This window comes from Ohtaekwangia koreensis, assembly GCF_900167975.1.
GTDB lineage: Bacteria > Bacteroidota > Bacteroidia > Cytophagales > Cyclobacteriaceae > Ohtaekwangia > Ohtaekwangia koreensis.
This window is the reverse complement of record NZ_FUZU01000004.1, coordinates 365,912-380,486: the sequence shown is the minus strand read 5'-3', so window position 1 is coordinate 380,486 and position 14,575 is coordinate 365,912. Positions and strand designations below refer to the sequence as shown.

The following is a 14,575-nucleotide window of genomic DNA, read 5'->3' as shown; positions in this document are numbered from 1 at the left end:
ACATTCAATCGGCATGGAGCAACCCGATAAAAGACAGATTATTTTTTACACCGTACTCGAATTAATCCGCGAAAAAGGATTTCATGGCACTCCCATGAGCATGATTGCAGGAAGGGCAAATGTCGCTGCGGGTACCATCTATCATTACTTCGAGAGCAAAGAAGTGTTATTGGTAGAACTATATCAATTCATTAAGAATCAGATTGTTGAGATTATTGTCAAAACAGAAGCATCGTCCGAAAAGTATGATGAGCAGTTTTATAACCTATGGGCCAACCTGTATGATTTTTATATCAACAATCCCAATGTGCTGGGATTCTTCGAGCAGTTTGTGAACTCTCCGTACTATAAAGATGAATTCACGGATGCCAATGCTTGTGTGCTTCGCGGAACACTCCTTGGCTTTTTTAGAAAAGGTGTTGAGGGTAACATGCTGATGCCACTACGGCCCGAAATTTTAAGTGCTCTGTTTCATGGGAGTGTTATCACCATGGCAAAGATGCACCGGTTAAGAAAAGTGGTGCTGGAGGGTGAGGAGATCAAAGATGTAATTGATGCATGTTGGAGAAGTGTTACGCATGCAGGGACAAGCTATCCTGAACAAAGCAATTTAAAAATCAAGTTAAATAAAATGGAACATGAAAATGGCAAAGTATAGAGTACTGTCCATACTGATGTGGTCACTCTTGACTATACAAGTATATGGGCAAAATTCTTCAGATACCATTCCCGGTACTTTTACACTCGAGCAATGCATCGCGTATGCATTACAAAATACACCTTCCGTTCGCCAGGCTCAGTTGGATGAATCTATTGCTGAACGTGATGTACGCATAGGTCTTTCTTCATGGTTGCCCCAGATCTCTGCGCAATATGCAGCCGCGCATAATATCCGCAGGCAGTCAACGGTGTTTGGCGACCAGGTAATTACAGTCGGAACAAAGTATACTTCAAACATTTTGATGCAAGCCAACCAGACGTTATATAGTAACGATGTGTTGCTGGCATCACGTGCAGCGAAATATAGCCGTTTACAGGCAGAGCAGAATACAACCAGTTTTAAAATTGAAGCTGTGGTAGAAACGAGTAAAGCATTTTATGATATTCTCTTTACGAAAGAGCAACTGCGCATTCTCGATGAAAATATAGTGCGGCAGGAAAAGCAATATAAAGATGCATTCAATCGCTATCAGGCCGGCCTCACGGATAAAACAGATTATCAGCGCGCCAGTATATCGCTTGCCAACACGAAGAGCAGCAAGAAAAGAACGCTCGAATCTACGCATGCCAAGCTTGCCTATATAAAGCAGTTGATGGGCTTACCTCCTGAGAAGGATGTGACGTTAAGTTATGACAGCGCTACATTAATGAATGAAGGTCTGCTGATCGATACTACACAGACGCCTTCGTATGTTTCGCGCGTTGAGTATAAACAATTGCAAACCCAGATGCAGCTGCTGCACCTGAATACAAATTATTATAAGATCGGATTTTTACCAACACTATCAGCCTATATCAACTATAATCCGCTGTTCTTTAATAACTCATTATCGGAACTATATAATAAAGCTTATCCTACATCAGCAGTAGGTGTGCAGGCTACCATCCCGATCTTTACAGGAACGAAGCGCATTCAAAACGTAAAACGCGCTCAGCTCCGGGAAGAACGTCTGCAGGTACAAATGGAAGACACACAACGGGCCATCTATACGGAATATCAAACCGCATTGGCTAATTATAAAAGCGATTATAATGAATGGCAGGTGTTGCGACAAAATGCGGTGATAGCCGAAGAGGTATACAATACGATTAAGCTGCAATATGACGAAGGCATTAAAGCATATGTAGACCTTATAGTGGCAGAAACAGATCTGCAAACGGCTCAATTGAATTACTACAACGCACTCTTCCAGGTGCTGTCCAGCAAGCTGGATTATGAAAAAGCTTTAGGAATTATTAACGTGAACTGATCTTGAACTATACCGATATGATAAAATATCATTTACACCAGCTATTCGCAACCCTTACCATTCTGTCGTTCCTATATGGATGTGGAAATCCACAGAAGAAGCAGCAAGGCCCTCCGCCTGCAGTTCCGGTAAACGTTCTGAAAGTGACCTCGGGAAGGGTAACCGGTACAGATGTATACCCGGCTACCGTTGTGCCGATCAACGAAGTTGAATTGCGTCCACAGGTATCGGGGTATATTACCAGTATATATGTAAAGGACGGGCAGAAAGTAACGCGCGGACAAAAACTGTACGAGATTGACAGAAGTAAATATCAGGCAGCAATACGTCAGGCGCAAGCCAATGTTCAAAGTGCAAAAGCAAATCTTCAAAGAGTAAAGCAAGATCTCGACCGGTATGAAAGATTATTGGAGAAAGAAGCTATAGCCCGTCAACAGGTAGATTACGCACGGGCAGATTATCAAACTGCTGAATCACAATTGGCTTCTGCTGAGGCTCAGTTATCAAGTGCTTCCACAGACTATAATTACTCTGTGATTACAGCACCGTTTGACGGAACAATTGGTATATCACAAGTGCGGATAGGCGCTCAGGTTTCACCAGGCCAACCGTTGCTCAACACTATATCTTCAGAAGATCCTATGGCGACTGATTTTGTGATCAACGAAGGTGAGCTTCCTAGATTCAATAGACTTCGCAGCAGTACGATCGACTCTCTTTTTACACTGACTTTTTCAGATGGCGTACGGTACGAACATCCCGGTAAACTTATGGCAATCGATCGTGCGATAGGAAGACAAAGCGGAACGATTACCGTGCGGTTAACTTTTCCGAATCCGAAACGCGAACTCTTTCCCGGCATGACAGTCAACGTGAATGTTCTGAATCAGGATATAGGCGAGCAGGTTGTTATACCCTATAAATCTGTTACCGAACAGATGGGTGAGTATTATGTATATGTAGTGCAAGGTGATTCTGTTCAGCAACGCAGACTTGTATTAGGAACGAGACTGCAGCAATCCGTTGTAGTACGTGATGGTTTGAAAGATGGAGAGACGATTGTAACAGAAGGTATTCAACGACTGCGCCAGGGAGCGAAGGTTCAGGTAGGACCACCCGCAGGAACACCTCAACCTAATGCAGCGAAATAACGAAGTAAATATAAAAGCACATGATCTCAGATGTATTTATAAAGAGACCGGTCACTTCGATCGTTATATCCCTGCTGATTTTATTAGTAGGAATCCTGGCGATGATTAATTTGCCAGTGACGCAATATCCGGATATAACACCACCCGTAGTTTCTATATCGGGTAACTATACCGGAGCCGATGCACAGACGGTTGAACAAACCGTGGCCACTCCGGTGGAGACACAGGTGAATGGTACACCGGGTATGATGTATATGAGCTCGAACAGTACGAGTACCGGGCAAATGCAAATGAACGTTACGTTTGAAGTTGGAACGGACGTTAACATTGCTACACTGGATGTACAAAACCGTGTGAGCATCGCCGAACCAAGACTTCCGGAAGAAGTACGGAGATTGGGAATGGTAGTACGAAAAAGGAATCCCAGCATCATGATGGTGGTGGGTATATATTCACCGAAAGGCTCGCATACTGTAGAATATCTGGACAACTATACCAATATATTTGTACGCGATGCATTACTGCGTGTTCCCGGTGTCGGGGATATCAATGCCCTCGGACAGGATTTTAGTATGCGCGTTTGGCTGAAACCGGATAAACTTGCCCAGTACAGCATTGGAGCCCGCGAAATCACGGCTGCCATTCAGGAGCAGAACTTACAAGTGGCTGCAGGAACGGTAGGAGGTATGCCACAGTATAACTCTCAGACGTTTGAGTATCCGATAACCGTAAATGGCCGGCTGTCCACGCAGGAAGAATTTGAAAATATTATTGTTCGCACAAACCCGAAAGACGGATCACTGGTATATCTCAAAGATGTAGCCCGTATAGATTTCGGACGATTTGATTACGGACGGTTCTCTGCGATCAATGGAAAACCAGCGGCCATGTTGTTAATATACCAGGCTCCCGGAAGCAACGCCTTGGCTACTGCTGACGGAGTGTATGCAGCACTGGAAGAACTCAAAGCTGCATTCCCGGCCGATGTTGATTATGTAGTTTCATTTGAGTCCGTTTCTGTTGTAGAGGTTTCCATTGAAGAAGTGGTACACACACTGGTAGAAGCGTTACTGTTAGTGACCATCGTTGTATTTGTTTTCCTGCAAAGCTGGCGTGCTACATTAGTACCAGTACTCGCGATTCCTGTATCCATTGTAGGAACGTTCATATTCTTTATACCCTTAGGGTTTACTATCAATACACTGACGCTGTTCGGCTTTGTACTCGCCATTGGTATTGTGGTGGATGATGCCATTGTGGTGGTGGAAGCGGTGCAGCACTATATAGATCATGAAAAACTTTCCGCCAAGGAAGCAACGCGAAAGGCGATGAAAGATATAACGGCACCGGTAATCGCTATAGCCTTGATTTTGGCGGCCGTGTTTATTCCCGTTGGTTTCATTCCAGGTATAGTTGGACGTTTGTACCAGCAATTTGCGATCACCATCGCTATATCTGTGTTGATCTCTGCATTTGTCGCGTTAACGCTTACACCGGCATTGTGCTCACTGATGCTGAGGCCCATGAACGTTAATAAAGATTCGCGCGGATTGAATAGACTCTTCTTCAAGTTTAACGGATGGTTTGGAAAAACCACTGAAAATTACTCGCATGGTGTACGACACAGCATTCGTCTTATGCCGCTTGCGCTGATTATACTCGCTTGTATATATGTAGGTACATTTGCACTCTTTCAAAATAAACCTACAGGTTTCATTCCTACGGAAGATGAAGGACGACTGTTCATCTCGTTTGAGTTACCGGAAGGATCGTCCTCTTCACGTACCCGAGATCTGATGGCGAAATTATCAGACATGATTCGCGAAGTACCTGCAATTAAAAACTATACAGGTATAGGTGGATTGAACGCAATCAACTTTTCATTCAAACCTAACAGTGGTACATACTTCATTCAGCTTCGCCCGTGGAGTGAGCGTGAAGATCCGTCACAGCAATTGTTTGGTGTCATTGCACAGCTGCAGCAGAAGTTTGCAGCAATCAAAGAAGCCAACATCATCATTGTACCACCACCTGCTATACCCGGGCTAGGACAAACCGGCGGTTTCAGTTTCATGCTCGAACAAAAGGCGGGCACGGATATAAAAGAGTTTGAGCGCACATTGGGACAATTCCTGATGAAGGCAAATCAGCGCCCGGAAATTCAAATGGCATATAGTTTCTTTACAGCAAAAACACCGGGATATCATGTTGAAGTGGATCGGGAGAAAGTGAAGAAGCTTGGTGTGTCATTATCGGATGTTTTCACAACCATGTCCTCCTATATGGGAAGTCAGTATGTAAATGATTTTACCCGTTACGGCAGGAACTTCAGAGTAGTGGCACAAGCCGATACAGTGTATCGTGACGATATAAATGACCTGAAACAATTCTATGTGTTGAATCGCGAAGGCGCATCGGTCCCATTGAGTGCGCTCGTGTCTTATAGTGTTGTGGAAAGTGCTCCGGTTATATCACACTATAATCTTTTCCGATCTGCAGAGATTAACGGTAATGCTGCTACGGGTTATAGCAGTGGACAGGCATTGGCGGCCTTGCAGGAAGTAGCCAAAGAAGTTCTCCCTGCCGGGTATGGTTACGATTTTTCTGGATTAAGTCGCGAAGAACTTGCCGCAGGTAACAGCACCATTGTCATTTTTGCATTATCGATCGTAGTCGTGCTGTTATTATTGGCTGCCTTGTATGAGAGTTGGTCTGTACCGTTCTCAATCATGTTAGCCGTACCGTTGGGTGCATTCGGAGCCATCCTGGCGCTGACGTTTTTGCCCAAGCTGAGTAATAATATATATGCTCAGATCGGTTTGATTACGTTGATCGGTCTGGCCGCGAAAAATGCGATCCTGATTGTCGAGTTTGCAAAAGAACGTGTAGACAGAGGAATGGAGTTGATCGAGGCAACCATTGACGCTGTGAAGCTTCGTCTGCGTCCAATCATCATGACTTCGCTTGCATTCATACTCGGGGTATTTCCACTGGCCCTTGCTTCCGGTGCGGGTGCTGTTGCACGTCAAACTATCGGCTGGACTGTTATTGGTGGAATGATCGCAGCGACCTTTCTTGCTATATTTATAGTACCGGTGCTGTATGTCGTGATAACACGGTTGGCCTATGGGAAGAAAAAACTGGCAGAGCTCCGCGAAACAACGCAATCCACGCCAGACATTTAGAAGGATAAAGATTTTAATATATAAAGAGAAGGGTGTAATGAAGATTACACCCTTTATTTTTTGTACCCTGACGCCTTAAGTCTCCAATATAAATATTTAGATCCCCATATATCCTTCTATTATTATCTTCGCTCTACTTTTTTACGAGTCTCAAAGTTCTGCTTGCTGAGGATTAATATTCTTTAAATGTTCAAGGTGCGCCTTGATAACGGGAGTATATTTTGCTGCAAAGTCGGCTACTTCAACATCATTGAGTTTTATGGCTTCTTCAAATTCCTTAAGATCGCGTTTGTGATCGATCTTCATCATCCTGTAGAATTTTCGATCGAAATCTCTGTCACGCTTTCTCTTCAGGTCTTCAAGTCCGTCTTTTTTATCTTCACTTATTGTTTGTGGCAGTTCGATCTCTTTCTCGGCTGCAAGTTTTTTGATTTCAGCCAATAACTTTTTCTGATCGCGAATCATCCATTCGCCATACTCTTGTATAGCTTTGGAAGTAGCACGTTCTCTGGCAAGCTTTCCTTCTTCTATTCCCATCATGCGTGCGTCTGCCGCCTCCGTTAGAAACTCAGATACATCTTCACTTGTAACTTTCTGCGCATTTATTTTTTGTGCCTTGTCCACATTGTCTCTATCAGATGTAGCACATCCCCATATACCTGCCAGTGTTACTGTGAAGAGCAATATAGTGTGCTTTGGCTTTTTCATGTAGCTATATTTTAAAGCTTAATTTAAAATACTATGCCTAAACACATATAATAACGTTGTGGGTAGTAGTATGTATACTTAATCATCGAGAAAGTGTCAATGTTATGTCTCCTGTAACAAGCATCTGAGGAATAATATCATTAATTGTGTGTTACAACCTATATATCTAAGTTTCTCTTTGCACTTCTTCGCAATGTGTTGCGAAGAAGTTGCATATAGCAATATACTCTGCGAAACCGGTTTCGTAAGTAAAGTATGAATTGCGTTGGAATAACTGCTGTTTAATTGTCATGTTCGTATCGTGTTGAATTCACGATTGTTTACCCAAACTCAATGAAGCCTATGAGAAAATTGTACCTATGGTTAATCCTGTTATTTAGTATAACCGGATTTTTAAGTGATGATGTAGCGGCACAAAATACGCTGCAAGTCAAAGGAAAAGTTACTTCGAGCGATGGCCCTCTGCCAGGCGTTTCCATTCAGGTAAAAGGTACTGGCAGTGGTGCTACTACGGATGCCGATGGAAATTATTTTATTACCGTGCCGAATGAAAGTGCAACGCTCGTGTTTTCATTTATAGGCTTTCTTGCAGAGGAAGTTCCTGTCAATGGAAGGACTGTAATTGATATGCTCTTGATGGAAGATATTACCACCTTGACTGAAATTGTGGTGGTTGGATATGGAACAGAGTCGCGTAAAAATCTTACGAGTGCAATCAGTACTATTAAGACAGAAGATTTGAATCGCGGTGCCATCAGTGATGTAGGGCAACTGCTGCAGGGAAAAGTACCAGGTCTTAATATATCACGGAGTGGAGATCCAAACCGTGCAGCCGCTATTGTTCTGCGTGGAGCCTCTACGTTGCGTGACGGAGCGCAGTCACCATTGTTTGTGATTGATGGTGTTATAGGTGCAGATATATCCCTTATTGCACCGGATGATATAACTTCTATTGATGTATTGAAGGATGCTTCCGCCACTGCTATATATGGAAACCGTGGCGCGAATGGTGTAATTATAGTCACGACGAAACGTCCGACAAAAGGGGAAGGCTTGTTAACCTATAGCGGCTATGTTGGCATCGACAAAGTGTCGCATGAATATGAAATGATGGATGCAAATCAACTCCGTAATTTTGTAACGGATAACGGACTTGCATTCAATCCGGCTGATGACGTTGGCGCAAACACCAACTGGCAGAAGGAAGTGCAACGCAGCACAGCGGTTTCGCATAATCATAATCTTTCCCTGAGTGGCGGTGGCGATAAAACAACCTATATCGCGAGTCTGAATTACTTTAACCAGGAGGGTGTGATTCGCGAAAGCGGTCTGAAAAGAATTATAGCAAAGCTGGCTGTAGAACAGAAAGCATTCCGTGATAAACTGAAGCTAGGCATCTCGTTAACAAATTCATTCAGCGATGCTAAATATATTCCTTATCGCAATACTGTATTATCGCAGATGGTAAGTTTTCTGCCAACGGTTCCTGTGCGAAACGCTGATAATACGTATTTCGAATTTACCAGCAATAACCATAACAACGATTACAACCCTGTGGCTATGCTGGAAAATGCAGAGGAGCGTTCCAAGTACAATACTATATTAGGATCGTTCAGTGCACAACTTCAATTGCCTTTCAACCTGAAGTATAATCTTCAGGCTTCCTATCAGAGGTTAACGACAAATTATGGCGCGTACTACAATAGTTACTTTACCAATACATTTGAGAGCGTAAGAAGTACACCCGATCCTCCGGAAAATCCAACGAGTATTAACATTACCGGTAGAGATGGATTAGCCGTGCGCAATACGTATCAGTATACCAATATCATTTTTGAGAACTATATATCCTGGGATAAAGAATTCGGCAGACACGCTGTGAATGCCGTACTGGGCTACTCCTGGCAAGAGAATACAAATGGTGATGGCTTTCAAGCCTCCAGCACCAATTTCCTAACAGATGATTTAACCTATAATAACTTAGGTCTCGGTAATCCCTATGCGATCAAAGATTTTCGTGTGAACTACGGACCAAGTCTATATGATCAAATACGGTTGATCTCTAATTTCGTTCGCGTTAAATATGATTATGACGAACGCTTCTTGCTCCAGGTATCAGTGCGAAGAGATGGCTCATCTGCATTTGGTGTAAATCACCGGTGGGGATACTTTCCATCCGTTGGTGCAGGATGGAGAATTTCCAAAGAAGCATTTATGGACAATGTAAGTATAGTTAGTGACCTGAAGCTGCGCGCCAGCTACGGTGTTACAGGGAACTCATCAGGGTTTAACGCCTATACTTCAAGATTGCTCTATGGCTTTGTAGGTACAACGGAATACCTGGGCAACACGATCAATGCCATCAGTGCTATTCAAAATGAAAACCCTGATTTGCGTTGGGAGAAAACAGCAACGGCCAATATAGGTCTTGATTTTTCTATACTATCAGATAAGGTGAGTGGCTCGTTAGAAGTATATGACAAACGTACAACCGATGTTATATATCCTTACCCTGTAAATACAAACCAGTATTTGTATTCACAACTGGTTGCTAACGTAGGTGAAGTATCCAATAGAGGATATGAGCTATCGCTGAGTTCGAACGTAGTAAGCAAAGCTGATTTCAGCTGGCACACTACGCTTAACCTGGCGCATAATAAAAACAAGATTGTAACGCTATCGAACGATGTTTTCAAAGCCGATAGTATACGGATCTTTACACCTGATGGCGGTGGACAATCCGGGGCATCAATCCAGGTTTTGATGAGTGGACAACCGATTGGTACATTCTATACCTATAAATATGCCGGAAAAAATGAGAGTGGTGTTTCGCAATATGTAAACAGTGATGGCACGTTAACTTCGGATCCAACGCAGTTGTCTGTTGCTGATTACCAGGTTCTCGGCAATGCGCAACCTAAATTATTGCTGGGCTGGACAAACAATCTCCGCTATAAAAATTTCGATCTGAATCTTTTCTTCCGTGGCGTTTTTGGAAACAAGATCATGAACGTAACGCGCGCTGATTTATTCAGACCCGGTACAGCAACGATCAACAACATCCCTGTGGATGCTGCATCTGAATCTGTAAATGATTTTAACTCGTATCGTTACTCTTCACGCTTTATGGAAAGTGGAAATTATGTGCGATTGGACAATGCAACGCTGGGGTATAATTTCAAAAACCTGGGACAGGACGTTAAGCGATTACGCCTATATGTTTCGGTTAATAACTTGTTTTTGATAACCAACTATAAAGGTATAGATCCGGAGATCAACCAAGGTGGTACCGCACCCGGTGTGGATGCCCGGAATTTTTATCCGAAGACTCGCACATTCCTGGTAGGCGTAAATGCTTCGTTTTAATGCGGCCTGAGTTGAACCTAAAAATTAATCCAATGAAACGTATAAAATATATACTCGTAATCCTTCTTGCTACAACACTCAATTCGTGTCATGATCTTGAGCTGGATATATCTACACAATTAACGGAGGATAACTTTCCTACCCGTGAAGAACACTTTGTAGCGGCAGCAGCGGCTGCCTATAGCGCATTCCGTTTTGACTATGCAGTCAAGTATTGGTTCTTGCAAACACTCAGCACCGATGAATCCATTATGCCTGCACGTGGTGGGAACTGGTACGATCAAGGGCGCTATGAGCAACTTCATAAACATACCTGGACAGCCGACCACGGTTTCGTGTTGGACGCCTGGAATTATCTGAGCAACGTGATTGCCAATACAAACAAAGTGCTTGAGCTCATCGGTGAAGGTGATGATGCCGATAGACTTAAAGCGATAGCCGAACTTCGCGTGTTGCGTGCATTGACATACTATATGATGATGGACCTGTGGGGAAATATACCGGTTGTGACAAAATTCGGTGATGTTACACCACCCGGCACAACACCCCGTGAAGAAGTATTTACATTTATAGAAAATGAAATCCAGGAATCCCTTCCATACTTAAGCCGTGAGACTGGCTTGCCAACGTATGGCCGTCCGAATAAATATACCGCCTATGCCTTGCTCGCCAAGATGTATCTCAATGCTACGGTATATAACGGAACGAATCGGTTGAACGATGCTATCATTGCATGCGACAGTGTGATCAACGCAGGAGATTACCTGGTGGAGAGTGACTATAAGAAAATGTTTTTCTTTAACAATGGTCCGTCCATAAAGGAATTCATCTTTGCAGTTCCTTTTAATCCCACAACACCCAATGGCTATATGCTTTATAACCGGTATTGGCTGCCACGTTCCTTAAGGAAGAAATATAGTTTGAACTACGATCCGAGTGCACCGATGAGTACGATCCCATCGTTCTATGCATACTTCGATGACCCGGATGATATCCGTACACAACTTTGGTTAACGGGTAAGCAATATTTCTTCAATGGCACACCCATTACCGTGAATACTACCAAAATTGGTTTTGATGAAACGTATACCGGATCAGATGCAAAAGATCCTATTGTATATCACGTTGAACTGACACCTGATATTGAGCTCCGCGGTTCGCGTCCGTTTGATACTGGTAACGATGAGAAGTCATGGAACATGGGGTATAGAAGTATAAAGTATTATCCGGATAGCACTTCATCGAACCGGAATCAAAATACAGATCTACCAGTCTTCCGTTACTCAGATATACTGCTAATGAAAGCGGAAGCAATTTTGCGTGGCGGAACGGCAACCCAGGGACATACACCCGTGTCATTGGTAAATGAAGTACGCAGCAAGCGCACGACTGCCGATGCATTGGCGGACGTAGATCTTGAATTTATATATGAAGAACGCACACGCGAATTTGTAGGAGAGAATTGGCATCGGAATGATATGATTCGCTTCGGGAAGTTCGAGAATTCGTGGGGATTCAAAACTGATACAGATGTGCGAAAACGTCTTTATCCGATTCCGACTAACGCCAGGCAATTGAATCCTTTACTGGAGCAAAATGATGGTTACTAATTAATAATTTGATTTGGGTTAGGGGGGCTTGTCAAAACTATTGGCAGCCCCTTTTTTTTTGTAATCGTTTTGAGACTATATATGTTAATACTAGACGTATTCTGCGATTGCTAATTCTTTCCGTTTTTATCTCTAAGGTTGCTCATACCCGGAAGGCAGATTTGAAATATAGCCAGCCCCTTGTTTTCTCCGAAAAGATTAAAGTACTTCAGGCGATAATTGACCTGTCGAAGTATCTGCCATAAACCCTTTAGTCTCGAATGAGTCGTTTTTTACAAATCAAAAAGCCTTGGTTCAAAAAGATTGTCAAAGCCATCTGGATTCTCTTCTTCGCTTTTGTAGTAGGCATGCCGTTGTATGTATACCTCGTCATCGAGAATCCATTTGATCTGTTCGGGCCGTTGCCAAGCTTGCGTGAAATCGAGAACCCGGAGAATGACTTGTCTTCAGAAGTTATCTCGGCAGATGGTGCTTCACTCGGACGGTATTTTACATATAACCGCAGCCAGGTAACTTTTGAACAGCTTCCACCGCTATTGGTAAAGACACTTCTTATTTCTGAAGACCACCGCTTTTATGAACATGCTGGTATGGATTTCTGGTCGTATCTGCGCGTACTCAAAGGGTTTGTAACATTGAACTCGCAAGGAGGGGGAAGTACATTAACGCAGCAAACAGCAAAGAATTTATTCAGAACACGAGGCAAAGAACTCCAGGGTAAATTGTCTTCGCTGGGTACACCTGTAGAATTACTGATCAGTAAAACAAAAGAATGGATCATTGCTGTAAAGCTTGAAAAGACTTTTACAAAAGAGGAGATCATTGCCCTATATCTGAATACGGTGCCTTTTAATAATAATGCATACGGAATCAAGATAGCGACCGAAACTTATTTTAATAAGCAGCCGAAGGCGCTTACGATACCGGAAGCAGCACTATTGGTAGGAATGCTGCAAGGGACCAGCCGTTTTAATCCGATTGATTATCCGGAACGCGCCAAGAAGAAACGCAATGATGTATTATATAAACTGGCGCAGCATAACTATATATCTGAACAGAAGTATGATTCGCTCAGTACGCTTCCGTTACTGCTCAATTTTTCTGTGCCCACCCACAACAGCGGTATAGCAACCTATTTCCGGACGATCCTTCAGAACGATTTGCAGGCGTGGTGCAAGGAACATAACTATAGCCTTGTCGAGTCCGGATTGAAAATATATACTACGATTGACAGTCGCATGCAGCGCCTGGCAGAAGAAGCGATGGCTGAGCACATGCGCAAACTTCAACACGATTTTGACAAAGCCTGGGGCCAGCGCAATCCGTGGGTAAATGCGCAGGGCACAGAGATGAGGGATTTCCTTGAGCGGAAAGTGAAGCGACTTCAGCTATATAAAAACCTGGTGAAGCACTATGGTAAAGATGATGATTCAGTCCGCATCGAACTGAATCGTAAAAAGCACATGCGTGTTTTTACCTGGCGTGGAGATCGTGATACATTGCTCAGCACGATGGATTCCTTGCGATACTATAACCGTTTCCTTCAAACCGGAATGGTGTCTATGAATCCAAAGACCGGTGAGATCAAAGCATGGGTTGGAGGGATCAACCATACGTATTTTAAATTTGATCATGTACGCCAGGCAAAGCGCCAGCCGGGATCTACGTTTAAGGCATTTGTATATGGCAAAGCTATAGAAGATGGCTACTCACCCTGCGATATGTTCCAGGATATATCACCTTCTATTAAAGTGAACGGAACGATCTATAGGGTGCCGAACTCGAATGGAACGTATGGAACCGGCACGAAATATACGATGCGGCAAGCTTTGGCGCGGTCGTTGAATACCATCACCATGCAACTCATGGAGCGCGAGAAGCCTGAAAATATAGCAGCCTTTGCAGAACGATTGGGAATTACCAGCAAGCTTGATCCGGTATATTCACTCGGCCTCGGCACGAGCGATGTCTCATTACTCGAAATGGCAGGAGCGTATAGCAGTTTTGTCAATCTGGGTATATATATAAAGCCCTATTACATCACCCGCATTGAAGACAAGTACGGAAACGTTATCCAGAATTTCACCATCGAGAAAAAGCAGGCTACTGATGAGCGCACAGCGTATAAAATGATTCACATGCTCCGCGGTGGTGTGGAAGAAGAAGGCGGAAGTTCGCGTGTACTAAGCAGCGCAGTGGTAGATAACAATCAAGTCGGTGGCAAAACGGGTACTACCGATAATGCTTCCGATGGCTGGTATATAGGTATAACACATAATCTGGTTACCGGAGTATGGGTGGGTGGTGACGAGCGGAGTATTCATTTTCCATCCTGGAGTTTTGGCTCGGGGGGGAAATCAGCGCTTCCGGTCTTCGATAAATTCATGACGAAGGTTTATCGTCATTCCGAGTTGGGATTTCCGAAAGGTGAGTTCACACAGCCCGCCACCGGCCTTGGTGCATCATTGATATGTCCGGAAGAAACTGAAGAGACTTCCTCAGAATTCGATAGGATAGAGTAGCAGTAGTGTAAGCAAAGCGCAATCAAATGTACAGGCGTAGAAGAGCAGTGTAATAAAGTATAT

The 14,575-nt window shown here is 43.6% G+C and carries 8 protein-coding genes; 7 read left to right on the top strand and 1 reads right to left on the bottom strand.

Features of this window, described 5'->3' with window-relative positions; genetic code table 11:
* Positions 1–13 precede the first annotated feature (13 nt).
* Genes B5Y40_RS24890 through B5Y40_RS24875 form a run of 4 tightly spaced genes read left to right on the top strand, consistent with a single transcriptional unit; the run spans position 14 to position 6,306 of the window.
* Positions 14–658: a TetR/AcrR family transcriptional regulator gene (locus tag B5Y40_RS24890; RefSeq protein WP_079689574.1), complete on the top strand. Its 645-nt coding sequence runs from the start codon at positions 14–16 to the stop codon at positions 656–658.
* Complete coding sequence (locus tag B5Y40_RS24885) at positions 645–1,970, top strand: TolC family protein (protein ID WP_245840771.1); 1,326 nt, start codon at positions 645–647, stop codon at positions 1,968–1,970. Before B5Y40_RS24890 ends, B5Y40_RS24885 begins: the two co-directional genes overlap by 14 nt.
* A 17-nt stretch (positions 1,971–1,987) precedes the next feature.
* Complete coding sequence (locus tag B5Y40_RS24880; RefSeq protein WP_079690006.1) at positions 1,988–3,121, top strand: efflux RND transporter periplasmic adaptor subunit; 1,134 nt, start codon at positions 1,988–1,990, stop codon at positions 3,119–3,121.
* Between the two features lie 20 nt (positions 3,122–3,141).
* Positions 3,142–6,306 (top strand): efflux RND transporter permease subunit, encoded by a 3,165-nt coding sequence (locus tag B5Y40_RS24875; protein ID WP_079689572.1) that lies wholly within the window; start codon positions 3,142–3,144, stop codon positions 6,304–6,306.
* A 150-nt stretch (positions 6,307–6,456) separates the two neighbouring features.
* Here the strand turns inward: B5Y40_RS24875 and B5Y40_RS24870 are convergent, their stop codons facing one another.
* Complete coding sequence (locus B5Y40_RS24870; RefSeq protein WP_079689571.1) at positions 6,457–7,014, bottom strand: DUF4142 domain-containing protein; 558 nt, start codon at positions 7,012–7,014, stop codon at positions 6,457–6,459.
* A gap of 342 nt (positions 7,015–7,356) precedes the next feature.
* On the opposite strand from B5Y40_RS24870, the gene B5Y40_RS24865 reads away from it, so the two are divergent.
* The 3 genes from B5Y40_RS24865 to B5Y40_RS24855 all read left to right on the top strand — a co-directional run bounded on the left by B5Y40_RS24865 (position 7,357) and on the right by B5Y40_RS24855 (position 14,512).
* Positions 7,357–10,380 carry a SusC/RagA family TonB-linked outer membrane protein gene (locus B5Y40_RS24865; RefSeq protein WP_079689570.1) on the top strand — a complete coding sequence of 1,008 codons (3,024 nt, stop codon included), beginning with the start codon at positions 7,357–7,359 and terminating at the stop codon, positions 10,378–10,380.
* Positions 10,381–10,412: 32 nt separating this feature from the next.
* Positions 10,413–11,990 carry a RagB/SusD family nutrient uptake outer membrane protein gene (locus tag B5Y40_RS24860; protein ID WP_079689569.1) on the top strand — a complete coding sequence of 526 codons (1,578 nt, stop codon included), beginning with the start codon at positions 10,413–10,415 and terminating at the stop codon, positions 11,988–11,990.
* A 260-nt stretch (positions 11,991–12,250) separates the two neighbouring features.
* Complete coding sequence (locus B5Y40_RS24855; RefSeq protein ID WP_079689568.1) at positions 12,251–14,512, top strand: transglycosylase domain-containing protein; 2,262 nt, start codon at positions 12,251–12,253, stop codon at positions 14,510–14,512.
* Positions 14,513–14,575: the final 63 nt, after the last annotated feature.

Excerpts from the sequence above, each read along its gene's own strand:
- B5Y40_RS24855 (WP_079689568.1), top strand. The coding sequence starts at position 12,251 with ATGAGTCGTTTTTTACAAATCAAAAAGCCTTGGTTCAAAAAGATTGTC.
- B5Y40_RS24885 (WP_245840771.1), top strand. The coding sequence starts at position 645 with ATGGCAAAGTATAGAGTACTGTCCATACTGATGTGGTCACTCTTGACT.
- B5Y40_RS24865 (WP_079689570.1), top strand. The coding sequence starts at position 7,357 with ATGAGAAAATTGTACCTATGGTTAATCCTGTTATTTAGTATAACCGGA.
- B5Y40_RS24870 (WP_079689571.1), bottom strand. The coding sequence starts at position 7,014 with ATGAAAAAGCCAAAGCACACTATATTGCTCTTCACAGTAACACTGGCA.
- B5Y40_RS24890 (WP_079689574.1), top strand. The coding sequence starts at position 14 with ATGGAGCAACCCGATAAAAGACAGATTATTTTTTACACCGTACTCGAA.
- B5Y40_RS24880 (WP_079690006.1), top strand. The coding sequence starts at position 1,988 with ATGATAAAATATCATTTACACCAGCTATTCGCAACCCTTACCATTCTG.
- B5Y40_RS24875 (WP_079689572.1), top strand. The coding sequence starts at position 3,142 with ATGATCTCAGATGTATTTATAAAGAGACCGGTCACTTCGATCGTTATA.
- B5Y40_RS24860 (WP_079689569.1), top strand. The coding sequence starts at position 10,413 with ATGAAACGTATAAAATATATACTCGTAATCCTTCTTGCTACAACACTC.